Genomic DNA, 24,183 nt, shown 5'->3' with positions numbered 1-24,183 from the left:
TCGCGCGGCTGATGTAGCCTCAGAGATCCAAACAACGCCTAGGGGGTAAGGCAGGTGCCCAACGAAACGGGTCGGCCGTGCTCAGGAACGCTACGTTCCTGGGACGACCTTGCGCTGCGCATCGCCTTGCCGCTCTATAGAGGTGGTCCGGACCCACAGTTCTGCTGTGCCGATTGAGATAAGTTCGCCTGTCTGACCTCGCGCCCAATTCTTGTCCTGCGCGCGCAACGAACCACCCAAGAAGATCGGACGTTACCTAGGATGCTGCGGCCTGCCAGCTTTTCTCGACCGTGCATTGCCGCGCTAACGCCCCGCGCCTTTGCACGCGAATGGCGTTGAGCGTCAATGGCCATAACTGACGTTCCGGAATATGCCCATCTAAGCGACTCGGATCTCGAGGCGTTCGGGGCTGCGCTGGACGGAATCCGCAGCGATATAGAGGCCTCGCGCTGCGCCGCGGATCGGGTATATATCAAGCGCGCCATCGCTTTTCACCGCATTCTCGAAGTCGTGGCGAGGCTGATCATCGGATTCGGCAAGGGCAAGTTCGGCTGGGCCGCCGGAACCGGCACCCTGGCAGCGGCCAAATGCATAGAGAACATGGAACTCGGCCACAACATCAGCCACGGCCAGTGGGATTGGATGAACGACCCGGAAATCCATTCCACGACCTGGGAATGGGACATGGCCGGTCTGACATCCCAGTGGCAGAACTCCCACAACTACAAGCACCATGTCTTTTCCAACGTTGTCGGCGTGGACGACGATCTCGGTTTCGGGGTCCTGCGAGTGACTCGAGACGAGAAGTGGCAGCGCAGCGCCTTGGCGCAGCCGTTGCGCGCATTGCTCCTGGCGCTGCTGTTCGAGTGGGGCGTTGCCCTGCACTGCTTGTACTCGGTGCAGGAGCGCGAGACGACCAGCGCCGGTAAAGATGCGCACAAGACGGCGCTGCTGCGCAAGATCGCTCGGCAGGTCGGCAAGGACTATGTGGTGTTTCCCGCGCTGAGTCGCCGGCGGTGGTGGCGCACATTGGGGGCCAACGTGGTTGCCAACGGACTGCGCAACGTGTGGGCGTACATCGTCATCGTCTGCGGTCACTTCACCGACGGGGCGGAAAAGTTCGCGCCGTCAGTGCTGGTCGGCGAGACGAAGCCGGAATGGTATCTGCGGCAGATGCTGGGCACCGCGAACTTCCGGGCCGGCACGGTGATGCGGTTCATGAGCGGAAACCTCTGCTACCAAATCGAACATCACATGTTCCCCGATCTGCCGAGCAATCGATACCCCGAGATCGCCGAACGGGTCCGCGAGTTGTGTGTCACCTACGACCTGCCCTACACGACCGGCCCGCTGCATCGCCAGTTCCTGCTCACCGCGCGCACCATCTGCAAGCTGGCGCTGCCGGACCGGTTTTTGACCGCTACCTCCGACGACGCGCCAGAGACCGCGTCCGAGTACAGGTTTCGGAACACGTCGCAACGATCGCACGTCCCCGGCGCGGCGCGGCGCGGACTGGCGACAGCAATTCTTGCCCTTCGGGCTACGTAACCGAATCGGCGCGCAACCGCACCAAACGCGTGGTGCTGGTCTCGTCGAGTTCGGCGAGGTCGTCGCGGGACCTCAGGAAATCGCTGAATGATTTGAAACCTAAAGACTTTTCGCTGAACGACGGATCCATCCGCTTCATCTGGGCTTTGACCTCCGAGTTGTGCAGCCACTCGGTGTCGTCCTTCTCCAGGCCGATACGCAGCGCGCGTTCGAGCAACCCGGTGGCCGCGGCCTGCGCATCGGCTGGTGTGTCATCGACTTCAGAGGTGGTGCTCGGGCGCCGGCCGCGTTTCTTGGAATCGGTGGATTGCGCTGCGGCAGTGGGTATTCCGGGCAGTGCGTCGTAGGTGACGAACTCGTCGCAGGCGGCAGCCAGGGACCGGCTGCTGGCGCCGGCCACCCCGATGCCTACGACGTATCTGCCGAGCCGCTTGCACCGCTGCGCCAACGCGATGTAGTCCGAATCGCCGCCCACGATCACCACGTGCGTCAGATCGGGCAACCGGAACATGTCCTCGACCGCGTCGACGGCCAGCCGGATGTCGGCGCCGTTCTTTCCGTAAGCGGCGGCCGGGAAGAGTTGCACGAGATCGACCGCGCGGCCCACGAGCTGGCCATGGTAGGCGGCGTTGACGTCGGCGGACCAGTCCGCGTAGGCGCGGGTGAGCACCAGCGTGCCGAACGACGACGCGAAATCGATGATGGCGCCGACGTCGACGGTCGCCGACTGCAGCCGGTCCGCCTCGAGCCCCTTGGCCTTGTCCTTCTGGAACGAGTTGCGTCCGTGCACCTGGTCGTAGCGGGAGATCACGATGTTGTCGAAGTCGAGGTACACCGCTACGCGGGTGGTGGTGGAATCGGTCATCCTGCGTTCACCCCGTGGACTACCGGGTCCAGCGTTTCGAGAGCAGCCATTCGGTCATGGTGCGCCACCGAGTCCAACGCATCAAGCCCGGGCGCGGCGATAGCGACGGACCGCCAGGTTGTGGGTGTAGCGTGTTAGTTGTTGAGACTTTCAACCAAACCCAAGTCGTTTTGGTTCTCGGCGCTCTTCTTGTCGTCGCCGGCCTGCTAGTGGCCTCGATGGAACTGATGGGGCCCGTAGTCGGCGACCGCCGCCACTACTGCTAAGGAGCCAGAGTTATCCGGCGCGGCTGCCCGGCCAGGCCAGCCGCGGCTCCGGTTGCGACAAACTTCGCTTCGCTGGGTAACCGCCAGGCCAGACCCATCTCACCAGGGCTACGAATAGCGTTGGTGTGCAAATCAATTGGGTGCAGACAACCACCCAGCCAGATATCGCAGTAAAGCCACCGCGCTCGCGGCCTCAGTTGCCGATAGGGCCAGCCGGCGGCTCCGCGATACGGGCTGCGGTGCAGCTCTGCCCCTACGAACTTAAGGACACCAACGTGGCAATCAGTAACATTGCCGCCTTCGCTCACCTGACCGAGGCCGACATCGACGCTTTGGCCGTTGAGCTGGATTCGATCCGGGTGGACGTCGAGGAATCCCTGGGTGAGCGCGACGCGCGTTACATCCGTCGCACCATCGCCGCACAACGTGCCCTCGAGGGGGTGGGCCGGCTCCTGCTGGCCGCCAGTTCGAAACGCTGGGCGTGGTGGGCCGGAACGGTGACCCTGGGGGCGGCCAAGATCGTCGAGAACATGGAGATCGGCCACAATGTCATGCACGGCCAGTGGAACTGGATGAACGACCCCGAGATCCACTCCTCAACGTGGGAGTGGGACATGGCTGGAGCGTCGAAACACTGGCGGTCGACCCACAACTACCAGCACCACAAATACACCAACATCGTCGGAATGGACGACGACATCGGATACGCGATTCTCCGGGTTACTCGTGACCAGCCCTGGAGGCCGTTCAACGCCGGCAACCTGCTGTTCAACACCATCCTGGCGTTCGGCTTCGAGTGGGGAATCGGCTTCCAGCCCATCGAACTCGGCAAGATCCTCAAGCCCGGCGCGGACCGCGAGACTACCCTGCGGCAGGTGCGCGAGCTGGCGGTCAAGGCGGGAAGGCAGGCGGTCAAGGACTACGTCGCGTTCCCGGGTCTCACCGCGCTGTCGCCCGCCGCGACTTACAGATCCACGCTCAGGGCGAATCTGGCGGCCAACGTGATCCGCAACGTGTGGGCCGACACGGTGATCTTCTGTGGTCATTTCCCCGATGGCGCAGAGAAATTCACCAAGACCGACATGATCGGCGAATCAAAGGGGCAGTGGTATCTGCGCCAGATGCTCGGCAGTGCCAATTTTGACGCCGGACCGGGGCTGCGGTTCATGAGTGGGAATTTGTGCTATCAGATCGAGCATCACTTGTACCCCGACCTGCCGAGCAACCGGTTGCGTGGGATTTCGGTGCGAGTGCGCGCGTTGTGCGACAAGTACGACTTGCCTTACACCACAGGCTCATTCCTGGTGCAGTGCGGCAAGACGTGGCGCACCATCGCCAAACTCTCACTGCCGGACCGCTTTTTGCGCGACACCGCTGACGACGCAGCGGAGACCCGCAGCGAGCGGATGTTCGCCGAACTGGCGCCCGGGTTCGCCGGGACCGATCCGGCAACGGGTCGTCACCGTGGCCTCAAAACGGCGATCGCGGCAGTCCGACGATGGCGCCGAGATGCCGTGTTGCCAAAACCCCCGGGGCGAGCGGTTGCTCGTCGCAAAACTAGGACGACATCCACTCCGCCCCAGGGGCTTTCGTACTGAAAGGCTAGACGATGGTCACTTGCACGGCCTGGGGGCCTTTGGGTCCCTGGTTGATCTCGAACTGCACTCGCTGATTCTCTTCAAGGGAGCGAAAACCGCTACCTTGGATCTCCGAGTGGTGGACGAACACATCTTTTGCGCCGTCATCGGGGGCGATGAAGCCAAAGCCCTTGTCATTGTTGAACCATTTCACAGTTCCCTGTGTCATTCTTTTTCTCTCTCTTTTTCAACTAGATGCAATTCGGATGCACCTAAGATTCTGACCCGACCGCGGTGTGCCCAACGGACAGCGCCGCACGTCAACGGCGTTGGATCGGATGATTTCTCCGGGCCTGCAGGATGAGGCGGGATTTCGACGGGCTATCGACTCAACGCTTCTTGGTCTGCGCCAACACCTCAGTCGCCGAAGTCTGCGCGACCTTGGCGCGCCTATCGGCGCGCTTCTCTTTCAGGGATTTACTCGATTTCTTCGTCATGGCTTGGCGGGGAGACTTGTCTGTCATCACGGCCCTTCGATGGGGGCCTGTGTGGTCCCAATCTATCAAGTATACGCCCCGTTGCGGTATTGATGTTACGGCTTTCCTGCCGCATCGGGCTGCCTCAGCGCCCCGGCGTCCAATCCACACCGCACCCGATGGCGGGTGCCGGCTCCAACGCACGCCCGGAATCCGGCGCACGTTGGCGGACCATTTGCCGTAATACGCTGGCATTCATCGGTTGTGCTGACGCGGCGACCTCGTCGAGAAGCTGCTTCACTTCGTCGGCGGAACTGGACGGCGACAACACGAACAGCACGGCGTCGCGAGACCTGGCGCCCTTCAGGTAGATGGTGTCGCTGAACACCATCCGATACGGGTCAAGGGAGACCATCTCATTGCGGCGGAGAACTCGCGACGGGGCGGGCAACCATGCGGTTGGGTCGTAAACGACTCGGCGCACCCGGCCCAGCCATAGGTTGAACACCGTTACCAGGTCGAGCAGCTCGACGCTCAAATCCAAGCTTTTGGGCCACCACACCGCGTCGACGGCGGCCTGGCTGAGGTCGCGGTCGCACAGCGTCAATCGGGTCGGGCTGGCGGGGGACGACGAAACGTGCGCCACCATGACGCTCCCGTCTACCAATTTCTGCCATCGCAGACGGCTACCGGAGAAGCGGTACTCGACAAGCCCACGACCGCATGAGCATAACTCCCGCCACCGCGCGGACGACGCGCGAATCGCCGAAGGGCGATGTTCGATGCGCGGTGCCGGTCAGCGGGCGCGCCACGCCTTGGCTGGAAATACGTTCGGAACAGCGCAATTCAGCGATCAGCGAGCCTGTGTGGTAGTCCTCCTCGCTGACGGTAGAGCTTCGCCGAGCCGACAGCCTTACGTACGACCGGATAATGGCGTAGCGTTGACGGTGAGCTGTTACGTTGTCGGCGCTACGGGCAATGCGATTCCTCCGTCGGCCCGACTTGCGGTCCGATCGCTTCGACCCTCCGAGGGGCCGCCCTGTGAGTCGCTCAGATGCATTGGTCGATATCATTGCTTCTCAACAGAATCCAACCGCGGATGCGCGCGTATCTGCGGGCACTGTGGAGGCGCGGCGGCCCGCCAGCCCCCTGCGGCTCACTCTGGCATCAGGGCTCGGGGACAAAATTGACGGAGCGTGGTGGCCCCGGACCGGGCTGATCTCGCGGGAGCTCCCCGAATTGGTCTCCGTATTGGAGGTCCGGTTAGGCCAGGTCATCGACATCAACGTCAACTGGCCATCGATACAACGCCAGCCGGATCTGAATTGGGCCTGGTGGCAGGGTATCCACCCGCACGTGATGACGGTTTGCGGTCACGATGCGCGGGCAAAGATTCTGATCGTTCCGTACCGCACCGGCACGGCCCTTGCGGTGATGCTGTTGCGCCGCTCCGCGGGCCTGTCCGTCCTTGCGGCGCATCGTGATTCCCGGGCGTTCGTGACCGCCGACTCCATTCTCCGCGCGGCCCGCGGCGAACGAGTGTTCAACATCCGTCGCACCCGGCGTGCTGAGGTCAAGAGCGGATCACGTTGATTTCCAGCAGCTTTGCCTGATGGCTGCCGCTATGAGCTCACCTTTTGATGGTCCGTTTCCTGCTTGACCATCAGGAGGCTTTCGGTGGTCGAGACATTGCTTGGCCCAGCGGCGCTCATCATGATGGCGTGCGCCTGGTCTGGGTCGGCATCCGGTGAGACCACCAGGAGGACGATTCTATCGCGATTGAGCCCAGTGACTTGGACGGTATTGATCGGTTGGCGGCGGTATCCATCGAGCCGTACCGTACGTCCTGCGGTCGTGAATTTTGCAGGTGGCGTTGCCCATTCGTTCATGTTGTAGATCACGCGACCGATCGGCCCGAGTCGAACTGAGAGCACCGAGAGCAGATCCGGCAACTCTGCGGTCAAGTCCGGACCATGTGGCCACCACGCCCGCCATTGCCCCTCGACAAAAGCCTCGGCCACCGCGTGAAAGTCCATGGGGGCCAGGCCGGGCGCATACACCGACACCAGGCGGGCGGGGACCTGCACCGCTCGAAGCAGCGCCACGACCAGATGCGCGAAGTCGCGGCACACACCTTTGCCGGACAGCAGCGTCTCCACCGCCCCGTCAATCGGATCGCTGGAGCCCGGCACATAGTTCAGCCTGGTGCCCACCCACGAGCTCACGTGCTCCAAAAGCGTCGCCGAATCGTGGTCATTACCGAATTCGGTTGCGGCGAAACCATAGAACTTGTCGGCCTCGGCGTAGCGGCTGGGCCGCAGATACATCGACTGGTCGTATTCGGTCACCGGAGTGGGATCCGTCTGGCCAATCACGGTGGCCGCGTAGTCGACCTTCAGTGTGCCGACACCGGCATCGAACTTGTGGATCCGGTTACCGTGCACACCGCTGATTTCCAAGGGGTGGACCTGCTGTCCGTTCAAGACGAAGCCAGCGCCTCGAAGACCCCGGTGCATGGATGCGGTGCAACAGCGATTTGAAACTCCAACGTCGTGGCCGCGGCGATTTCGACTTCGAGCTCCACGCCCACTTCTCGTCTCATAACGCCATACTGCGCCCGTGACCCCGGCTACGCCAACCGCATGACGGGCCTGTCGGGATTACCTGCGCTCTGTTGGCTTGTGCGGCAACGGTTTAGGCAGGGATCTTGGTTGCCATCTGGTTGGCGATCTGCCTGGGCTGGTTGATGATTCCGGGGGCGCAGCCGTTGACGTCGAGAACCACGTTGGAGACCGCGGCCAGGACGTGCTGGCACACCACCGGGCTGTTGGCCAAAGTGTGTTGCAGGGCGATATTGGGCGGATTGCCGCTGACCTCGCGGAATGTCCAGTGGGATGTGGTTCCCTTGTTGACCTGAGTCACGGTTGTGCCGGCGCACGTTCGCCATTGCTCCGCCTGGGCCGTCACAAACGACTGAGCCAGGCTCGCGGACGCGAAGATCACCGCGCCCTGGACCACGACGTAGCCGGGGTCGCTCTGCGGCTTCTCCATCAACTCGGCAAGCATCGCGGTGTAACCGCTGCTCTTGTACGTCTGGGTTTGGAAGCCGATGAGTGCTCCCAGGCACCGGTCGTCCGACAAGGTGTTGTCGGGGCCGGGATCGGTCATCTCGGTGGTGCTGTGGTCGACGACGATGCCGGTGGTGCTGAGCAGGGTGTTGACCAGATCGGCCGGCGCCAGCAGCGAATTCAGTTGGGCGGGAGTCACTATCGGTGCCGCGCCCCGCGACGGCGAGCTGCTCGTGATCGGGGGTGCGGTGGTGCTGGTGACGGGGGTGTCGGTGTGCGACGCGCTGGGTTTGCGCAGGGCCGCCCAGATCCCGGTGCCGGCGACCGCCGCGACGACGACCACGACAGCGCCGATGACCAGCCCCAGTCGGCGCTTGGGCGCCGCGGGCGGCGTCCACGGCGGCGGGCTGGTCACCCAGGCCGATGGGACGGGTGTCGGTTGGATCCAGGGCTGAGGTGGCGGGGCGAAGTGCTGACTGTGCTGGATCAGGTCGGTCGCCCGGTCTTGGTCCGGCGTGCTGAGCGCATGCAGGGCGGCCTGCGCGAGGTCGCCGGCGGTGACGTAGCGGTCGTAGGGGTTTTTGGCCATCCCGCGAGCGATGACGTCGTCGAATGCGGTCGGGATGGCCGGATTTCGCCGGCTGGGCCGCGGGATCGGCTCCATCATGTGTGCGGCCATCAGGCTGCTGAGGCTATCGGCCTGGAAAGGTCTTGCCCCCGTGAGGCATTCGTATAGCAGGCAGGCAAGGGCGTAGATGTCGACGCGGTAGGTGAGATCTTCCTTGCCGAAGCGCTCCGGTGCCATATAGTTCCAACTACCCACCGCGGCACCGGTTTTGGTGACCCGCTGGTCGCTGGCCGCGGCCGCGATACCGAAGTCGACCAGGTAGGCGAAGTCGCCCTGGGTCAGCAGGATGTTCTCGGGTTTGATGTCGCGATGGATCACGCCGGCGCGGTGGGCGGCATCGAGTGCGGACGCGATTTGTTCGACGATGGCGACCGCGCGCGGTGGGGGGAGCGGCCCGGTGCGGTTGAGCACGGAGCCGACGTCGTCGCCTTCGATGAACCGCATGTCGATGTACAGCTGGCCGTCGATCTCGCCGTAATCGTGGATGGGCACGATGTGTGGTTCGGCCAGCCGGCCCGCGGTCTGCGCTTCGCGTTGCATGCGCCGGCGAAAGACGTCGTCGGAGCCGACTTGCTCGGACACCAGCTTGAGCGCGACGACGCGGTCCTTGACGGAGTCGTAGGCCTCGTAGACCTCGCCCATCCCGCCGCGGCCCAGCAGTCGGCGCAGCTGATAGTGGCCAAACCGGGTCCCCACCCGCGTCTCACTCATCGATATCCCCCCGGCGTCAAGCCAACGGCCCTAACCCTCATCCGCGCGCATCGACTCGCGAATCTGCGCCAACCGTTCGGCCGCGGCGCGCTGGCGCTCGTCGTATTGCTCGTCGACGGAGCGGCCCTCCGGGGATTCGGCGTCGAGTTCGGCGTCGCCCAGTGACGCCGCGTAGCGGGTCTCGATTTTCTCACGCACCGCATCGAAAGTCGGGACACCCGCGCTGTCGTACCCGGTGTCGGGCGGGGCGGTGCCGGGGTTTGCTGGTTCGTCGGGCATGGTTGCCACGCTACTGCCGCGTGGCTGCGTCCCGCCGCTCCCGCTCGAGATAGCGCACCATTTGCTCCCAATAGACCAGGGTGAGCGACATCTGCAGCGCGGCGGCGATGGCCGCGGGCAGCAACCGATGGCGGCGCGCGGCCACGACAGCGACCAACGCCGTCGCGGAGGTCAGCCCACTGACCACGGTGGCGCCGTCGCGGGGACGGCGGCTGATCCACAGCTCCTCGCCCAGCATCGCCCTGGTCGACCAGGCGCGCAGCTGCGCGGGCTTGCCGAAGACGAACGGATTGACCGCCAGCCACACCGCGAGCCAGACCGCGTGGCTGCGACGCCTCGTCCACGCCGGCACCAGGATCAGGGGCGTGCTGGCCCAACGCGTCCACGCGCTCCACGGATTGCAGTGCCGGGCGAACAACGCACGCCGCAGCCGTGCAACGGACGGCATCCGCGGTTACCTCGTCGCGGTGTTGGAATGCTGTGCCGGGACCACCGTTGTCGCGCCCGAAGGCGCGTCGGCAGGCGATGCGCCGGGCAACGGCGCCCGCGGCACGCCGGGCGTGCCCAGCTGGCCGGCCAGCCACGGCAGCGCGGCGGCGAACACCCGGTCGGCGAAGGGCCAGTCGTGCTTACCCGGCTGGGGCAGCACCGCGCAGTCGATGCCGTTGGCGCGGCCGAGGGCGCACAGCGAGTAGGCGGCGGCGGTCTGGTTGCTCGGGTTGGCGGCGGCCTCGTGAGCCGCCAGCCGCATCGCGGCGGTGTCCGCGATCGCCACGTCCCGATGCGCGGCGGGTGGGCCGTCCGACGAGATCGCGAACCAACCGGACACGTCGTGGTACTGGCCGTGCCGGTTGATCACGGTGCTCGGGTCGAATGACGCCCACGCGTCGGCGTTTCCGCCGAACAGCCGGCTGATGGTCTGTGCTTTGTTGCCGGCGTTCGGGAAGAAGTCACCGGCAACGTCGACGAACGCGCTGAACAGGTCCGGGTGCATGACGGTCAGGTCCACCGCGCAGGTTCCGCCCATGGACCAACCCGCCACGCCCCAGTGGGCTCGGTCCGGGCTGACGCCGAAGCTCGAAACCATGTAGGGGACAACATCTTTGGTGAGGTGATCGGCGGCGTTGCCGCGAACACCGTTGACGCATTCGGTGTCGTTGTTGAAAGCCCCGCCGGAATCCACGAACACCAGCACCGGGGCCTCGCCGTTGTGGGCCGAGGCGAAGTCGTCGATCGTCTTGATCGCATTGCCCGCACGCGTCCAGTCCGCGGGGGTGTTGAACTGCCCGCCGATCATCATGACCGTCGGCAGGGCCGGCGGCGGGCTGGTGTCGAACCACTCGGGCGGCAGGTACACCAACTCACCGCGGTGCTTGAAGTGCGACGCGGACGACGGGATGACCACCGGCACCACGCTGCCGTGCGCTGGCCGACTTCCCTTGGCCGCCATCGCGGTAACGGTGGCCTCATCGGTCTGGTCGGGCAGCGGGCCGGAGCTGAGCTGGCCCCACGCGGACTGCACGGTGGGGAAGTAGCCGACCCACAGGTTGAGCATCAGCGCGGCGCAGAGCAGGCAGAGCGGCACCGACACCACGGCGGCACTGCGCTGCCAGCCACGCGCGCCGCGCCAGCCCAGAAACAGCACCGCCGCGGCCGTCGCGGTCAGTGCGGTCCACAGCCACAGCGCGACGGGCGCGGGTTCCTCGGACAGGCCCTGGTCGACGACGTACCAATGCGTTCCATATGCCGCGGCCCCACCGATCGCGGCCGCGACCGGCAGACACACCATGCGCCAGCGCCGTGATCGCCAGCCGACGGCCAGCGCCAGCACGATCCCGGCGACGACCTGGACCGTGACCGGTACCCAGCCGTGCATCAGCGAGGTATGACTGCTTGCCAACAACTGCCCGGTGGCATCGGGCGCCGGCGGTGTCACGCGGTCCATTGTGGTCGATTGTTAACCATCCCGGAACATATTTACCCGATGTTCGCTGTGGACTCGCTGAGGCCTCGGCGCCCCGGCTAATGTGGCTTGGCCAGCGGAAATGGCAACGTCTCGCGGATGCTGCGACCAGTTATGAGCATCACGAGCCGATCGATCCCCATCCCGATGCCGCCGGTCGGCGGCATCGCGTATTCCATGGCCTGCAGGAAGTCCTCGTCGAGCTCCATCGCCTCCGGGTCGCCGCCCGCGGCCAGCAGCGACTGCGCCAGCAGCCGGCGGCGCTGTTCCACCGGGTCGGTGAGCTCGCTGTAGGCGGTGCCCAGCTCGACACCCCACGCCACCAGGTCCCACCGCTCGGCGACGCCGGGTTGACTGCGGTGCGGCCGGGTCAGCGGTGACACGGAGGTCGGGAAGTCGATGTAGAACGTCGGCTCCTCGGTCCGGTCCTCGACCAGATGCTCGTAGAGTTCCAGCACCACCGCCCCGGCGTCCCAATGGTCGCGATAGGGAATGCGGGCGCGGTCGGACAGCTTGCGCAGCGCGGTCAGCGACGTGTTCGGGTTGATGCGTTCGCCGAGCGCCTCGGAGACCGCATCGTGCACGGTCTTCACCGGCCACACCCCGGAGATGTCGACCGGTTCCAGGCGGCCGTCGCCTTGGCCCGGGTGTGGCCGCAGCACGGTCTGCGTGCCGTTGGCGGCCTCGGCGGCGTTCTGGATCAGTTCGCGGCAGCCGTCGATCCACACCCGGTAGTCGGCGTGCGCCTGGTAGGCCTCGAGCAACGTGAACTCCGGGTTGTGGCTGAAGTCCACGCCTTCGTTGCGGAAGGCCCGGCCCAGCTCGAACACCCGCTCCACGCCGCCGACGCACAACCGCTTCAGGTAGAGCTCGGGCGCGATGCGCAAGAAGAGGTCCATGTCGTAGGTGTTGATGTGGGTGACGAAGGGGCGGGCGGCGGCCCCGCCGTGGATCGGCTGCAGGATCGGCGTTTCCACCTCGATGAAACCCTTGGCGAACAACGTTTCCCGCACCGAGCGCAGCACGCTGCTGCGGGCCGTCACCAGATTGCGTGACTCGGCGTTGACCGCCAGGTCGACGTAGCGGGTGCGCACCCGCGATTCCGGGTCGGTCAGCCCTTTCCACTTGTTGGGCAACGGCCGCAAGCACTTTCCGACCATCCGCCAGTCGCTCACGATCAGCGAGCGGGTTCCGCGCTTGCTGAAACCCATGTGCCCGGTCATCTCGACCAGGTCACCGAGATCGATGGCGGCGGTGAAATCGGCGGTCCGGCCGGATTCCAAGCGCGAATTATCCAGCAGCACTTGCATTTCGCCCGACCAGTCGCGCAATTCGGCGAACAGCACCCCGCCGAAGTCGCGTATCCGCAGGATGCGGCCCGCGACCGAGACCGTGACCTCGTCGTCGTCGGTGTCGAGGGCCTGGACGACGGTGTGGCTGGGCGGCGACCCCACCGGATAGGCGTCAATACCGTTGCGCTGCAACGATCTCAGCTTGGTCAGCCGGACCCGCACCTGCTCGGGCAGGCGGTGCCGGTACTCCTCGGAGTCGACTTCGTCGCCGCGCTTGAGCCCGCTGACGTCCGGAGCGGATCCGTCCTCGTGCAGCAGCCCGGATTCCGCCAGCCTGGCCGGTACGGCGGAGTGATGCCCGGTGTGCACCTTGTCCCGCCGGCTGAACGGCAAGACCAGGAAGCCTTCGGCCATGGCCGAAGCGACGCCCACCCGCGGAATCAACCGGGCGTCCTCGTAGCAGGCGTAACGCGGCACCCATTCGGGTTGGTACTTCATGTTGGAGCGGTACAGCGTCTCCAGCTGCCACCACCGGGAGAAGAACAGCAGCAGGCCCCGCCACAGCCGCGCGATCGGGCCGGCACCGAGTTGAGCGCCCTGCTCGAACGCCGACCGGAACATTGCAAAGTTCAGCGAAACGCGGTTGATACCAATCCCTTCGGCGTTCAGGGCGAGTTCGCTGACCATGAATTCGTTGGTGCCGTTGGGGGATTGGGGAGACCGGCGCATCAAATCCAGCGAAACCCCGGTGCTTCCCCACGGGACCAGCGACAGCATCGCGACCACCTGCTCGTCGCGATCCAGTGCCTCGACCAGCAGGCACTCCCCGTCGGCCGGATCGCCGAGGCGACCCAGCGCCATCGAGAACCCGCGCTCGGACTGGGTATCGCGCCAGGCATTGGCGCGTGAAATCGTCTCGGCCATCTCGTCGGCGCCGATGTCCCGGTGCCGCCGGATGCGGACCGTCAGCCCGGCCCGCCGCGCCCGCGTCACGGCCTGGCGCACCCCGCGCATGTCCGGGCCGGACAGCTTGAAATCGGAGGTTCGCAGAATCGCCTCGTCGCCGAGCTCGAGGGCATTGAGGCCGCGCTCACGATAAGCCTGGGCCCCTTGGGAACTGGCACCCATCACACCGGGCGCCCAGCCGTAGGTCTTGCACAACGCGAGCCATGCATCGATGGCCTGTGACCACGCCCGGGGATCGCCTACGGGGTCGCCGCTGGCCAGGCAGACGCCCACCTCGACCCGGTAGGTGATCGCGGCGCGGCCGGTGTGGGCGAAGACCACCGACTTGTCGCGACGGGTGGCGAAGTAGCCCAGGGAGTCGTTCTTGCCGTACAGCTCGAGCAGCCCGCGGATCGCGGACTCGTCCTCGCCGGTCAGCGCGTTGTCGGCGCGCTGGGATTGGAACAGCACGATCGCCGCCGCGATCAAGGCGAGCGCCCCGAACAACCCGAAGATCGCGTTGAGCAGGACGTGCGGTTTGCCGGTGAACAGGTCGGGGTCGGCCAGGGCAAACCCGACCACCCGGTTGGCCACGTACCCCAGCCGATCCTGTCGGGCCAACGATCCGGGGAAGAGCTCGACCAGGCCCCAGGACAACAGGATTCCGATCACGTCCCCGACGACCAGGACGGCGGCCGCCTTGAACAACGCGGCCCGGCGGACCTTGGCCCAGAACTCGCGATAGCTCAGCACCAGCAGGACGATCACGACGATGTGCATCGCGAACCCGAGGTTCTCGCCGAACGTCTCGGCCGCGGTGTTATCGCCGGCGGCGATGTCGGCGGCGTTCCAGAATGCGGCCAGGACCATTTGGCCGAGCAGCACCCACCAGGCGATGCGTTTGCGGGCGGTCAGCGCCGCCGCCAGCAGCGCCAGTACGAAGGACCACGCGATGCTGGTGTCCGGGAAGTTGAACAGGTAGTCGTTGATGAACTCCCGCGGACCCTTGATCAACCACCGGATCAGGGGTGACACGCTGCCGATCAAGGACAGGGTGGCGATGACGCCAACAGTCCAGCCGGCCGCCGCCGGTACCCACCGATACCGGGAACTCGACCGGCTGCCCGAACGAGGCCCCGAAGCAGCAGAAGCGAGAGTCACAGACCGCGAGGATAAGCCTTTAACCCGTCAAATGCCCGGCGAAGCGCCAAGACCGGTCGGCACTACTTGTCCGCCCGGGCGTGCGGCGATCACCCTGGCCAGGCAGCTGAAATGCGGGAAGGCGCATGACGACTGCTAGACTTGCCTCCGCGACCATCCCGGCTACGGCCTGGGACAGTTAAGTGGAGTCCCACTCCCACCGCTAGCCGCGAAAGTATTTCAAGGCGCAGTGGTCCGGTCACGGCACCGCGAGGTGCCTGTTTCGCGCACGGCGCGGACGGCCTGAACGCGTTCAGGCCGTGATCGGTCGGCATTGGGCCCTGCTTCTGCAGGGCTTTTTTTGCTGATGGTGTGGCGTTTCCACCACTGCATCCCAACGGGCCCGAGTCACCGGTCGTAGCGAGACGACGACAGAAGCCCAACAAGGGAGGCCCCATCAGCACTGAGACCCGCGTCAACGAGCGCATTCGCGTACCTGAAGTCCGACTGATCGGCCCAGGGGGGGAGCAGGTAGGCATCGTGCGCATCGAAGACGCATTGCGCGTCGCCGCGGACGCCGATCTCGACCTCGTCGAAGTTGCCCCGAACGCCAGACCTCCGGTCTGCAAGATCATGGACTACGGCAAGTTCAAGTACGAGGCGGCGCAAAAGGCGCGCGAATCCCGCCGGAACCAGCAGCAGACCGTGGTCAAAGAGCAAAAGCTGCGACCCAAGATCGACGACCACGATTACGAGACCAAGAAGGGCCACGTAATCCGCTTCCTGGAGGCGGGGTCGAAGGTAAAGGTCACCATCATGTTCCGCGGACGCGAGCAGTCGCGGCCCGAGCTGGGCTACCGATTGCTGCAGCGTCTGGGCGCGGATGTCGCCGAATACGGATTCGTCGAAACGTCCGCCAAGCAGGACGGCCGCAACATGACGATGGTGCTGGCACCGCACCGCGGTGCCAAGACCCGCGCCAGGGCGCAGCACCCCGAGCAACCGGGACCCGCGCCGGAGCAGGCCGCCGACGAAACCGGCGACACCGCAGCCTCACCCAACTGACCTAACAGCGAAACCAAGTAAGAACTAGAGGAAACATGCCCAAGGCCAAGTCCCACAGCGGCGCGACCAAGCGATTCCGGCGTACCGGGACCGGAAAGATCGTCCGCCAGAAAGTCAATCGTCGACACTTGCTCGAGCACAAGCCGAGCAAGCGCACCCGCCGGCTCGACGGCCGCACCGACGTTGCCGCCAACGACACCAAGCGCGTCAACGCGATGCTGAACGGCTGACCTTCGACAAGCCGAGCGCCGGCCAGGGCACACAGCCACCTGGCACCGGCACCCTGACCATTTACGTCTGAACGAGAGTAGGAACATCCATGGCACGCGTGAAGCGGGCGGTCAACGCCCACAAGAAGAGGCGCAGCGTCCTGACGGCCTCGAAAGGCTATCGCGGCCAGCGGTCTCGGCTCTACCGCAAAGCCAAAGAGCAGCAGCTGCATTCGTTGCAGTACGCCTACCGCGACCGCCGTGCGCGCAAGGGCGAGTTCCGCAAGTTGTGGATCTCGCGGATCAACGCCGCGGCGCGCGCCAACGACATCACCTACAACCGGCTGATCCAGGGCCTCAAGGCCGCCGGTGTGGAAGTCGACCGCAAAAACCTTGCCGACATTGCGATCACCGATCCGGCAGCGTTCACCGCGCTGGTCGATGTCGCCCGGGCGGCACTGCCCAAGGACGTCAACGCGCCCTCCGGAGAAGCTGCTTAACCCCGGTGCTCACCGAGCGCTCGGCCCGGGTGGTCGCGGCGGTCAAGTTGCATCGCCATGTGGTGCGGCGGCGGGCGAACCAGTTCCTGGCCGAGGGCCAAAACCTGGTCGAGGCCGCGTCGGCGCGCGGATTGGTGCGCGAGGTGTTCGTCACCGAACTGGCGGCGCAGCGGCACGCGACACTGCTGGCCACCCAGCAGTGTCCCGTCAATGTCGTCACCGATCGTGCGGCAAAAGCCTTGTCCGACACCGTTACTCCGGCCGGGCTGGTGGCCGTGTGCGACATGCCGGCGACCGGACTGCGCCACGCGCTGGCCGGTTCGCCGCGGCTGGTCGCGGTTGCCGTCGAGATCAGCGAGCCGGGCAACGCGGGCACGCTGATCCGCCTCGCCGACGCGATGGGCGCCGCGGCGGTGATTCTCGCCGGGCACAGCGTCGACCCCTACAACGGCAAATGTTTGCGCGCGTCGGCCGGCAGCATCTTCTCGCTTCCGGTCGTCGCCGAACCTGACGTCGACGCGGTGCTGGGCGCGGTACGTGCCGCCGGGCTGCAGGCGCTGGCCACCACCGTCGACGGCGGCACCCGTCTGGACGAGGCCGATGCGCTGCTGGCCACGCCGACCGCCTGGCTGTTCGGTCCCGAATCGCACGGCCTGCCCGAAGAGATCACCGACCAGGCCGACCATCGCGTGCGCATCCCGATGTCGGGCGGCGCGGAGAGCCTGAATGTGGCTGCCGCCGCGGCGATATGTCTGTACCAGAGCGCACAGGCGCTCGGTGTGCTGCAGCGCTTTTAGGCCGCTCGTCCGCGACCCCCGGCGGGCCGCAGCCCGGCCAGCGAGAGCGTGGTGTGCACCAGCGATCCGGCCCGCTCGATCAACGACTTGTGCGGCGGAAAATAGTGCATCGGCAGGCCGCGGCGGTCGCGGGGCGGCGCCACGAACTCGGGCGCCTCGACCAGCGGTGCGTCGATCGGGGCCCGGCCCTCGGCGCGGCGGTAGGCGGCCAGCGCCCGCGGGTGCAGCCGGATTTCGTCGGGCACCGCCAGGAACGCCAGCGCGATCAGCTTGCCGAACACGCGCAGCAGGATTTCGTCGCCCGGCGTCCAGCGCATGCCCGCTTTCTCGCGCACCGCGGGCTCGAACAGCCCGGCGGCGATCCAGCGCTGACCGGCCACCAGCGGCTTGAGGATCTGGTCCCAAATGGGCGTGGGCATCAGGACGAACTTCGGCTTCGGGATGCGGATCCGGAAGATGTCCAGCGTCGCCTGGTTGATCTCCAGCTCGTCGCGGCAGACCCGGTCCCAGTACTCCTGGAATTCCTCCCAGGATTCGGGCACCGGCCGCATGCTCATGCCGTACATCCGGTACCACTGCACGTGCTCGTCGAACAGCTGACGCTTCTCGGCCTCGGTCAGCCCGCCGCAGAAGTATTCGGCGACCTTGACGATGAGCATGAAGAACGTCGCGTGCGCCCAGTAGAAGGTCTCCGGGTTCAACGCGTGGTAACGGCGCCCTTCGGCATCGATTCCCTTGATGGTGTCGTGGTAGTGCTTGATCTGTTCACCGGTCAGCGCCGCGCGCTCGCCGTCGTAGACCACGCCCATGATCGGGTACACCGACCGGGCCACCCGCTGCAGGGGCTCGCGCAGCAGGATCGAATGCTCCTCGACGCCCGCGCCGAGCTGTGGGTACATGTTCTGGATCGCCCCGATCCAGACGCCCATCATTCCGGTGCGCAGGTCGCCAAAGTACTTCCAGGTCAGGGAATCTGGGCCGAGTGGATCAGCGGATGTGGTCGATGCGGTAGTCATCACGACCTCCTACTTGCTGCCTGAGCTCACGATAACTTTGACAACACATGTTGTCTACGATTTCGGCGGGTGCCACGCGAGCTGTTACCGAGTTTCCACAGGGGTGTGGCGACGTCGTGATCAGTCGGTTTGGTGCGACGTCTGACACAAACCGGACGGGCGTCATTGCCCGGTTTCGGTGAAACTACTTACCCTTGCCAGGTGGAACTCGCGCCGCGCGATCCGGATCCGGGCGAGTCGTTAGAAGAGGACTCCGAATCGGTGACGACGGTGACGCCTCCCGGTTCGACCTCTTTATCGGGACGACAACCTCGGGTGTCGAAACACACCGCGACCCAGTGGTGGCACAGCGCCAATCGCAGCCCGGACGTGGTGGCGTTCATCCGGCGGGCGCGACGGATGCTGCCCGGGGATCCTGAATTCGGTGACCCGCTCTCGACCGCGGGTGACGGCGGCCCGCGGGCGGCGGCCCGAGCCGCCGACCGGCTGCTGGGGGATCGCGACGCGGCGTCGCGCGAGGTCAGTCTGAGCGTGCTGCAGGTCTGGCAGGCGCTCACCGAGGCGGTGTCGCGTCGGCCGGCGAATCCGGAGGTCACACTGGTCTTCACCGACCTGGTCGGCTTCTCGACCTGGTCGCTGCAGGCCGGTGACGACGCGGCGCTGAGCCTGCTGCGCCAGCTGGCCCGCGCCGTGGAGCCCCCGCTGCTCGATGCGGGCGGGCACATCGTCAAACGGATGGGCGACGGCATCATGGCCGTGTTCCGCCGCCCGGACGTCGCGGTGCGCGCCGTGCTGGCCGCAGACGAGGCGGTGAAAGACGTCGAGGTGGCGGGCTATCGGCCCCGGATGCGGGTCGGCATCCACACCGGACGGCCGCAGCGGCTGGCCGCCGACTGGCTCGGCGTCGACGTCAATATCGCCGCTCGGGTGATGGATCGCGCCCCCAAAGGCGGGATCATGATTTCGAGTTCGGCCCTGGATCTGATCCCGCAAAGTGAGCTGGACGCGTTGGGTGTCGTTGCTAAACGTGCACGTAAATCCGTGTTCACGCCCAAGACGCCGGGCATCCCGCCGGACTTGGCGATTTACCGTCTCGAATACTCTTAGGGAGTTGACAGCCTCCCATCACAAAGCCGAAACAATTTAGCCGTCATAATGGATTCAATGCTTGGGGGATTCTTTTCCCGGCTTGGCCGGGTCCGTTTTACCGTGGGGTATGTAGCGGTTCTGCTTGCTGTCAGCTGCGCCATCCTGGTGCTGGGTCAGCACGCGCATGACGTGATCGTCCAGCGCGCCAGCACCAACCTGCACAACCTGGCGCACGGGCACATCGGAACGCTGTTGGGCAGCGCGCTGGTCGTCGACGCCGGTCCGCTCTACTTCTGGCTGCCGTTCCTGACCTGCCTGCTGGCCCTTGCCGAGCTGCATCTGCAGACCATCCGGCTGGTGATCGCGTTCCTGGTCGGCCACATCGGCGCGACCCTGGTTGTGGCCGCCGCACTTGCCTCCGCGGTCGAGTTCGGCTGGCTGCCGATCTCCGTCGCGCGGGCCAGTGATGTCGGGATGAGCTACGGCGCGCTGGCGGTGCTCGGCGCGATGACGGCGGCGATACCGCAGCGGTGGCGTCCGGCGTGGGTCGGCTGGTGGATCTCGGCGGGCCTGGCCTCGGCGACCATCGGTGCCGACTTCACCGATGCCGGGCACACCGTCGCCGTGATCCTGGGCGTGCTGGTGTCCGCCCGGTTCCGGCAACCGATCCGCTGGACGCCGGTGCTGAGCGCGATGCTGGTCGCGTCGTCCGGCTTCGGGTTCCTGGTGCTTGCTCACCACTGGGGCACGATGGCCGCGGCTCCAATCGTCGGGGCGCTCGGCGCGTTTGTGGCGCACAAGATCGTCCAGCTCAGGGCCGCGCCCGACGCGCTGCCGGCTCCCGGCGCGGACGGCGAGGAAGCGCACAGCGGCCTGCAGCCCGCTCTGGTCGGCTGACCCGGCGCGGGCCGCCGAAGCGCATTCAGTTCACTGAACCGAGTCACATATGATCGGCACTCGACCCGTGCCGCGCTCAAGCCCGCCCGTTCGGCGACGATCCGGTCCGGAACAGCCTCGTCAGCAAGGAGAGTGTCGCCGCGTGGGTGATCAACCCGTCGACCTGTCGCCGGAAGCGTTGGCCGAGGCCGTCGAGGCCGCCCGCGCGGCTTTGGCCGGGGCCGGCACCCTGGAAGCGCTGGCACAGACCAAGACCGAGCACCTCGGCGACCGCTCGCCGATCGCACTGGCCCGCCAAGCGCTGGGCACCCTGCCCAAGGAGGAGCGCTCCGACGCCGGCAAGCGCGTCAACACCGCGCGCGGCGAGGTGCAAAGCGCCTACGACGAACGGCTGGCGGTGCTGCGCGCCGAGCGCGACGCGGCCGTGCTGGTCGCCGAAAGCATCGACGTCACACTGCCGTCGACCCGGCAGCCACCCGGTGCCCGCCACCCGATCACGATCCTGGCCGAACACGTCGCCGACACCTTCATCGCGATGGGGTGGGAACTGGCCGAGGGTCCCGAGGTCGAAACCGAACAGTTCAACTTCGACGCGCTCAACTTCCCGGCCGACCATCCCGCGCGCAGCGAGCAGGACACCTTCTACGTCGCGCCGGAGGATTCGCGGCAGCTGCTGCGCACCCACACCTCGCCGGTTCAGGTACGGACCATGCTGGAGCGCGAGCTGCCGGTCTACATCGTCTCGATCGGCCGCACGTTTCGCACCGACGAACTCGACTCCACCCACACTCCGGTGTTCCATCAGGTCGAGGGCCTCGCCGTGGACCGGGGTCTGTCGATGGCGCACCTGCGCGGGACGCTGGACGCGCTCGCGCGCGCGGAATTCGGCCCCGAGGCGCGCACCCGGATCCGGCCGCACTTCTTCCCGTTCACCGAGCCGTCGGCCGAGGTCGACGTGTGGTTCGTCGGCAAGAAGGGCGGTGCCGGCTGGGTGGAGTGGGGCGGCTGCGGTATGGTTCATCCAAACGTGTTGCGCGCCGCGGGAATTGATCCCGAGATCTATTCGGGCTTCGCATTCGGGATGGGCCTGGAACGCACCCTGCAGTTCCGCAACGGCATCCCCGACATGCGCGACATGGTCGAAGGTGACATCCGGTTCTCGCTGCCGTTCGGGGTAGGTCTGTAATGCGCATTCCGTACAGCTGGCTGCGCGAGGCCGTTACCGCCGGAGCCCCGGGCTGGGATGTCGGTGCCGACGAGCTCGAGCAGACGCTGGTGCGCATCGGCCACGAGGTCGAGGAAGTCGTGACCCTGGGCGCGGTCGACGGCCCGCTCACGGTGGGGCGGGTGTCCGCCATCGAGGAGCTCACCGAATTCAAGAAGCCGATCCGCGTCTGCCTGGTCGACGTCGGCGAGGGTAAGGATCGTGGAATCGTCTGCGGTGCAACGAATTTCGTGATCGGCGATTTGGTGGTGGTCGCGTTGCCGGGCACCACGCTGCCCGGCGGTTTCACGATCACCGCGCGCAAGACCTACGGCCGTGAGTCCGACGGAATGATCTGCTCGGCATCCGAACTCGGCTTGGGCACCGACCATTCCGGCATTCTGGTGCTGCCGCCGGGCACCGCAGAACCGGGCGCCAGCGGGGCCGACGTGCTCGGACTCGACGACGTGGTCTTCAACCTGGCCATCACGCCCGACCGCGGCTACTGCATGTCGGTGCGCGGGCTGGCCCGCGAGATCGCCTGCGCCTACGACCTGAATTTCGTCGACCCGGCCGACATCAAGCCGCTGCCGGCCGAAGGCCAGGCGTGGCCGCTGACCGTGCAGGCCGAAACCGGCGTGCGCAGGTTCGCGCTGCGTCCGGTCACCGGGATCGATCCGGCCGCGGTGTCGCCGTGGTGGCTGCAGCGCCGGCTGCTGCTGTCCGGTATCCGCGCGACCTCCCCGGCCGTCGACGTGACCAACTACGTGATGCTGGAACTGGGTCACCCGATGCACGCCCACGACCGCAACCGCATCACCGGGGACTTCAAGGTGCGTTTCGCGAAGCCCGGCGAGACCGTCGTGACGCTGGATGACATTGCGCGCAAACTCGATCCGGCGGATGTGCTGATCGTCGACGACGTCGCGACGACCGCGATCGGCGGCGTGATGGGCGCGGCAAGCACCGAGGTCCGCGCCGATTCCACCGACGTGCTGCTGGAGGCCGCGGTGTGGGACCCGGCCGCCATTTCGCGCACCCAGCGCCGCCTGCACCTGCCCAGTGAGGCCGCCCGTCGCTACGAGCGGGCCGTCGACCCGGCCATTTCGGTGGCCGCGCTGGATCGGTGTGCGACGTTGCTGGCCGACATCGCCGGGGGAGCGGTATCGCCGACCCTGACCGATTGGCGAGGAGATCCGCCGCGCGACGATTGGGCCGGGACGCCGATCTCGATGGCCGCCGACCTGCCGGACCGTTTCGCCGGCGTGGCATACGCCGCAGGCACGACCGTTCGGCGGCTGGCCCAAATCGGTGCTGTGGTAAGCGAAAACGGCGACGTGCTGACGGTGACACCGCCGAGCTGGCGACCCGATCTGTTGCAGCCCGCCGACCTCGTCGAGGAGGTGTTGCGGCTGGAGGGGCTGGAGGTCATTCCGTCGGTGCTGCCGCCGGCGCCGGCCGGGCGTGGGCTGACGCCGGTGCAGAAACGCCGGCGCGCGATCGGGAAGTCACTCGCGCAGTCCGGGTACGTCGAGATCCTGCCGACCCCGTTCATGCCGGCCGGCGTGTTCGACCTCTGGGGCCTGCCGGCCGATGACCCGCGCCGCACGGCGACCCGGGTGCTCAACCCGCTGGACGCGAATCGCCCGGAGCTGGCCACCACGCTACTGCCCGGCTTGTTGGAAGCTTTGGGGTGCAACGTTTCCCGAGGATTGGTCGACGCCGCGCTGTATGCCATCGCGCAGGTGGTGCAGCCGACCGAGCAGACCCGCCGCTTCGAGCTGATCCCCGTCGACCGCCGGCCGACCGATGCCGAGATCGCGACGCTCGACGCGTCGCTGCCCCGTCAGCCCCAGCACGTCGCCGCGGTGTTGGCCGGGCTGCGCGAACCGCAGGGCCCGTGGGGTCCCGGCCGCGGCGTCGATGCCGCCGACGCTCTCGAGGCGGTGCGAATCATCGGTCGCGCCAGTGGAATTGACTTCACCCTGCGGGCGGCCCAGTACCTGCCGTGGCATCCCGGCCGGTGCGCCGAGGTTCTCGTCGCGGATACCGTCGTCGGCCACGCCGGTCAACTGCATCCGGCCGTCATCGAGCGCTCCGGCCTGCCGAAGGGCACCTGCGCCCTGGAGCTCAACCTCGACGCGCTTCCCGTCCCCGAGCTGTTGCCGGCGCCCAAGGTGTCGCCGTTCCCCGCCGTCTTCCAGGACCTCAGCCTGGTGGTGCCGGCGGACGTGCCGGCCCAGGCGGTGGCCGACGCGGTGCGCGAGGGGGCCGGCGAGCTGCTCGAAGACATGCAGCTGTTCGACGTGTTCACCGGCCCGCAGATCGGCGAGGACCGCAAGTCGCTGACCTTCGCGCTGCGGTTCCGCGCACCGGATCGCACGCTCACCGAAGACGACGCCAGTGCGGCCCGCGATGCCGCGGTGCGCCGTGCCGCCGAGCTGGTCGGCGCCGAACTGCGCGCCTAGACATCAGCTTTGGGCGACCGCGGCCCGCAGTTGCTCGCCGGGCAGCCGCCACGGCACGGTGCCCGCGCAGGCCGTGGTGGTCGAAGTCGACGCGGCACGCATCCCACATACCTGCACCGAGTGACGCGGACATTCACGGCAAGCGAAAACGCAGACTCGAGTTCCCGGGTGCTCAGCACC

The 24,183-nt window shown here is 66.5% G+C and carries 21 protein-coding genes and 2 pseudogenes; 12 read left to right on the top strand and 11 right to left on the bottom strand.

Translation table 11 applies throughout. The annotated features are described in order from the left end of the window. The first annotated feature begins 345 nt into the window (after window positions 1-345). Window positions 346-1,548, top strand: coding sequence for a fatty acid desaturase family protein (locus tag G6N55_RS04630; RefSeq protein ID WP_085225502.1), 1,203 nt, complete (start codon window positions 346-348; stop codon window positions 1,546-1,548). On the opposite strand, the gene G6N55_RS04625 is transcribed toward G6N55_RS04630, so the two are convergent. Next, window positions 1,541-2,413 carry an NYN domain-containing protein gene (locus tag G6N55_RS04625; RefSeq protein WP_085225501.1) on the bottom strand — a complete coding sequence of 291 codons (873 nt, stop codon included), beginning with the start codon at window positions 2,411-2,413 and terminating at the stop codon, window positions 1,541-1,543. The genes G6N55_RS04630 and G6N55_RS04625 overlap by 8 nt on opposite strands. Window positions 2,414-2,469: 56 nt before the next feature. Between G6N55_RS04625 and G6N55_RS30300 the strand changes: the two genes are divergently transcribed. Further along, a complete protein-coding gene (locus tag G6N55_RS30300; protein ID WP_372517630.1) occupies window positions 2,470-2,679 on the top strand; it encodes a DUF6131 family protein in 210 nt (69 codons plus the stop codon). Window positions 2,680-2,954: 275 nt separating this feature from the next. Further along, window positions 2,955-4,277, top strand: a complete 1,323-nt coding sequence (locus tag G6N55_RS04620; protein WP_085225690.1) for a fatty acid desaturase family protein — start codon at window positions 2,955-2,957, stop codon at window positions 4,275-4,277. A gap of 4 nt (window positions 4,278-4,281) precedes the next feature. Here the strand turns inward: G6N55_RS04620 and G6N55_RS04615 are convergent, their stop codons facing one another. Both G6N55_RS04615 and G6N55_RS04610 read right to left on the bottom strand, forming a co-directional pair. Further along, entirely contained in the window at window positions 4,282-4,485 is a 204-nt protein-coding gene (locus G6N55_RS04615) for a cold-shock protein (protein ID WP_085225497.1), read from the bottom strand. Between the two features lie 392 nt (window positions 4,486-4,877). Continuing rightward, the gene (locus G6N55_RS04610; protein ID WP_085225495.1) at window positions 4,878-5,381 is read right to left on the bottom strand and encodes a DUF5994 family protein; all 504 of its coding nucleotides are present in this window, start codon (window positions 5,379-5,381) and stop codon (window positions 4,878-4,880) included. Between the two features lie 329 nt (window positions 5,382-5,710). Here G6N55_RS04610 and G6N55_RS04605 point away from each other — a divergent pair, with 329 nt between their 5' ends. Further along, complete coding sequence (locus G6N55_RS04605; RefSeq protein ID WP_372517629.1) at window positions 5,711-6,325, top strand: DUF5994 family protein; 615 nt, start codon at window positions 5,711-5,713, stop codon at window positions 6,323-6,325. Between the two features lie 29 nt (window positions 6,326-6,354). On the opposite strand, the pseudogene G6N55_RS29705 reads toward G6N55_RS04605, so the two are convergent. From G6N55_RS29705 to lysX, 7 genes and pseudogenes are all read right to left on the bottom strand, one after another. After that, window positions 6,355-6,708 (bottom strand): annotated as a pseudogene (locus tag G6N55_RS29705) (DUF5994 family protein); the annotation flags it as partial. A 12-nt stretch (window positions 6,709-6,720) separates the two neighbouring features. Next, window positions 6,721-7,334: pseudogene (locus G6N55_RS29450) on the bottom strand (transglutaminase-like domain-containing protein); the annotation flags it as partial. Between the two features lie 92 nt (window positions 7,335-7,426). Then, window positions 7,427-9,139 carry a serine/threonine-protein kinase PknH/PknJ gene (locus tag G6N55_RS04595; protein WP_085225491.1) on the bottom strand — a complete coding sequence of 571 codons (1,713 nt, stop codon included), beginning with the start codon at window positions 9,137-9,139 and terminating at the stop codon, window positions 7,427-7,429. Window positions 9,140-9,169: 30 nt separating this feature from the next. Next, window positions 9,170-9,418 (bottom strand): hypothetical protein, encoded by a 249-nt coding sequence (locus tag G6N55_RS04590; RefSeq protein WP_085225688.1) that lies wholly within the window; start codon window positions 9,416-9,418, stop codon window positions 9,170-9,172. Between the two features lie 10 nt (window positions 9,419-9,428). Continuing rightward, complete coding sequence (locus G6N55_RS04585) at window positions 9,429-9,866, bottom strand: DUF6653 family protein (RefSeq protein ID WP_308206558.1); 438 nt, start codon at window positions 9,864-9,866, stop codon at window positions 9,429-9,431. A gap of 6 nt (window positions 9,867-9,872) precedes the next feature. Next, a complete protein-coding gene (locus G6N55_RS04580) occupies window positions 9,873-11,294 on the bottom strand; it encodes an alpha/beta hydrolase (RefSeq protein WP_085225684.1) in 1,422 nt (473 codons plus the stop codon). Window positions 11,295-11,440: 146 nt separating this feature from the next. Beyond that, a complete protein-coding gene (lysX, locus tag G6N55_RS04575) occupies window positions 11,441-14,779 on the bottom strand; it encodes a bifunctional lysylphosphatidylglycerol synthetase/lysine--tRNA ligase LysX (RefSeq protein ID WP_085225489.1) in 3,339 nt (1,112 codons plus the stop codon). A gap of 435 nt (window positions 14,780-15,214) precedes the next feature. Here lysX and infC point away from each other — a divergent pair, with 435 nt between their 5' ends. The 4 genes from infC to G6N55_RS04555 all read left to right on the top strand — a co-directional run bounded on the left by infC (window position 15,215) and on the right by G6N55_RS04555 (window position 17,329). Continuing rightward, entirely contained in the window at window positions 15,215-15,823 is a 609-nt protein-coding gene (gene infC, locus G6N55_RS04570; RefSeq protein WP_085225682.1) for a translation initiation factor IF-3, read from the top strand. Window positions 15,824-15,858: 35 nt separating this feature from the next. Beyond that, the gene (rpmI, locus tag G6N55_RS04565; RefSeq protein WP_085225487.1) at window positions 15,859-16,053 is read left to right on the top strand and encodes a 50S ribosomal protein L35; all 195 of its coding nucleotides are present in this window, start codon (window positions 15,859-15,861) and stop codon (window positions 16,051-16,053) included. An 89-nt stretch (window positions 16,054-16,142) separates the two neighbouring features. Next, window positions 16,143-16,532 carry a 50S ribosomal protein L20 gene (rplT, locus tag G6N55_RS04560; protein ID WP_036468879.1) on the top strand — a complete coding sequence of 130 codons (390 nt, stop codon included), beginning with the start codon at window positions 16,143-16,145 and terminating at the stop codon, window positions 16,530-16,532. Window positions 16,533-16,537: 5 nt separating this feature from the next. Next, window positions 16,538-17,329 (top strand): TrmH family RNA methyltransferase, encoded by a 792-nt coding sequence (locus G6N55_RS04555; protein WP_085225485.1) that lies wholly within the window; start codon window positions 16,538-16,540, stop codon window positions 17,327-17,329. Here G6N55_RS04555 and G6N55_RS04550 read toward each other — a convergent pair. Beyond that, entirely contained in the window at window positions 17,326-18,345 is a 1,020-nt protein-coding gene (locus G6N55_RS04550; protein ID WP_085225483.1) for an oxygenase MpaB family protein, read from the bottom strand. The two genes, G6N55_RS04555 and G6N55_RS04550, sit on opposite strands and share 4 nt — an antisense overlap. Before the next feature lie 315 nt (window positions 18,346-18,660). On the opposite strand from G6N55_RS04550, the gene G6N55_RS04545 reads away from it, so the two are divergent. The 4 genes from G6N55_RS04545 (at window position 18,661) to pheT (ending at window position 24,003) form a co-directional block, all read left to right on the top strand. Then, window positions 18,661-19,452 (top strand): adenylate/guanylate cyclase domain-containing protein, encoded by a 792-nt coding sequence (locus G6N55_RS04545; RefSeq protein ID WP_269474059.1) that lies wholly within the window; start codon window positions 18,661-18,663, stop codon window positions 19,450-19,452. Between the two features lie 57 nt (window positions 19,453-19,509). After that, entirely contained in the window at window positions 19,510-20,331 is an 822-nt protein-coding gene (locus tag G6N55_RS04540; RefSeq protein WP_085225479.1) for a rhomboid-like protein, read from the top strand. Between the two features lie 142 nt (window positions 20,332-20,473). Beyond that, a complete protein-coding gene (gene pheS, locus G6N55_RS04535) occupies window positions 20,474-21,517 on the top strand; it encodes a phenylalanine--tRNA ligase subunit alpha (RefSeq protein WP_085225477.1) in 1,044 nt (347 codons plus the stop codon). Next, window positions 21,517-24,003: a phenylalanine--tRNA ligase subunit beta gene (pheT, locus tag G6N55_RS04530; RefSeq protein WP_085225475.1), complete on the top strand. Its 2,487-nt coding sequence runs from the start codon at window positions 21,517-21,519 to the stop codon at window positions 24,001-24,003. Before pheS ends, pheT begins: the two co-directional genes overlap by 1 nt. Window positions 24,004-24,183 lie beyond the last annotated feature (180 nt).

This window comes from Mycobacterium florentinum, from assembly GCF_010730355.1.
Lineage (GTDB): Bacteria > Actinomycetota > Actinomycetes > Mycobacteriales > Mycobacteriaceae > Mycobacterium > Mycobacterium florentinum.
The sequence above is the reverse complement of the archived record's forward strand: the minus strand, read 5'-3'. Positions and strand labels throughout refer to the sequence as shown.

What these genes read in the sequence shown, in the direction of transcription:
- G6N55_RS04630 (WP_085225502.1), top strand. Translation starts at nt 346, where the DNA reads ATGGCCATAACTGACGTTCCGGAATATGCCCATCTAAGCGACTCGGAT.
- G6N55_RS04625 (WP_085225501.1), bottom strand. Translation starts at nt 2,413, where the DNA reads ATGACCGATTCCACCACCACCCGCGTAGCGGTGTACCTCGACTTCGAC.
- G6N55_RS30300 (WP_372517630.1), top strand. Translation starts at nt 2,470, where the DNA reads ATGGTGCGCCACCGAGTCCAACGCATCAAGCCCGGGCGCGGCGATAGC.
- G6N55_RS04615 (WP_085225497.1), bottom strand. Translation starts at nt 4,485, where the DNA reads ATGACACAGGGAACTGTGAAATGGTTCAACAATGACAAGGGCTTTGGC.
- G6N55_RS04610 (WP_085225495.1), bottom strand. Translation starts at nt 5,381, where the DNA reads ATGGTGGCGCACGTTTCGTCGTCCCCCGCCAGCCCGACCCGATTGACG.
- G6N55_RS04605 (WP_372517629.1), top strand. Translation starts at nt 5,711, where the DNA reads ATGCGATTCCTCCGTCGGCCCGACTTGCGGTCCGATCGCTTCGACCCT.
- G6N55_RS04595 (WP_085225491.1), bottom strand. Translation starts at nt 9,139, where the DNA reads ATGAGTGAGACGCGGGTGGGGACCCGGTTTGGCCACTATCAGCTGCGC.
- G6N55_RS04590 (WP_085225688.1), bottom strand. Translation starts at nt 9,418, where the DNA reads ATGCCCGACGAACCAGCAAACCCCGGCACCGCCCCGCCCGACACCGGG.
- G6N55_RS04585 (WP_308206558.1), bottom strand. Translation starts at nt 9,866, where the DNA reads ATGCCGTCCGTTGCACGGCTGCGGCGTGCGTTGTTCGCCCGGCACTGC.
- G6N55_RS04580 (WP_085225684.1), bottom strand. Translation starts at nt 11,294, where the DNA reads ATGCACGGCTGGGTACCGGTCACGGTCCAGGTCGTCGCCGGGATCGTG.
- rpmI (WP_085225487.1), top strand. Translation starts at nt 15,859, where the DNA reads ATGCCCAAGGCCAAGTCCCACAGCGGCGCGACCAAGCGATTCCGGCGT.
- rplT (WP_036468879.1), top strand. Translation starts at nt 16,143, where the DNA reads ATGGCACGCGTGAAGCGGGCGGTCAACGCCCACAAGAAGAGGCGCAGC.
- G6N55_RS04550 (WP_085225483.1), bottom strand. Translation starts at nt 18,345, where the DNA reads ATGACTACCGCATCGACCACATCCGCTGATCCACTCGGCCCAGATTCC.
- G6N55_RS04540 (WP_085225479.1), top strand. Translation starts at nt 19,510, where the DNA reads ATGCTTGGGGGATTCTTTTCCCGGCTTGGCCGGGTCCGTTTTACCGTG.
- pheT (WP_085225475.1), top strand. Translation starts at nt 21,517, where the DNA reads ATGCGCATTCCGTACAGCTGGCTGCGCGAGGCCGTTACCGCCGGAGCC.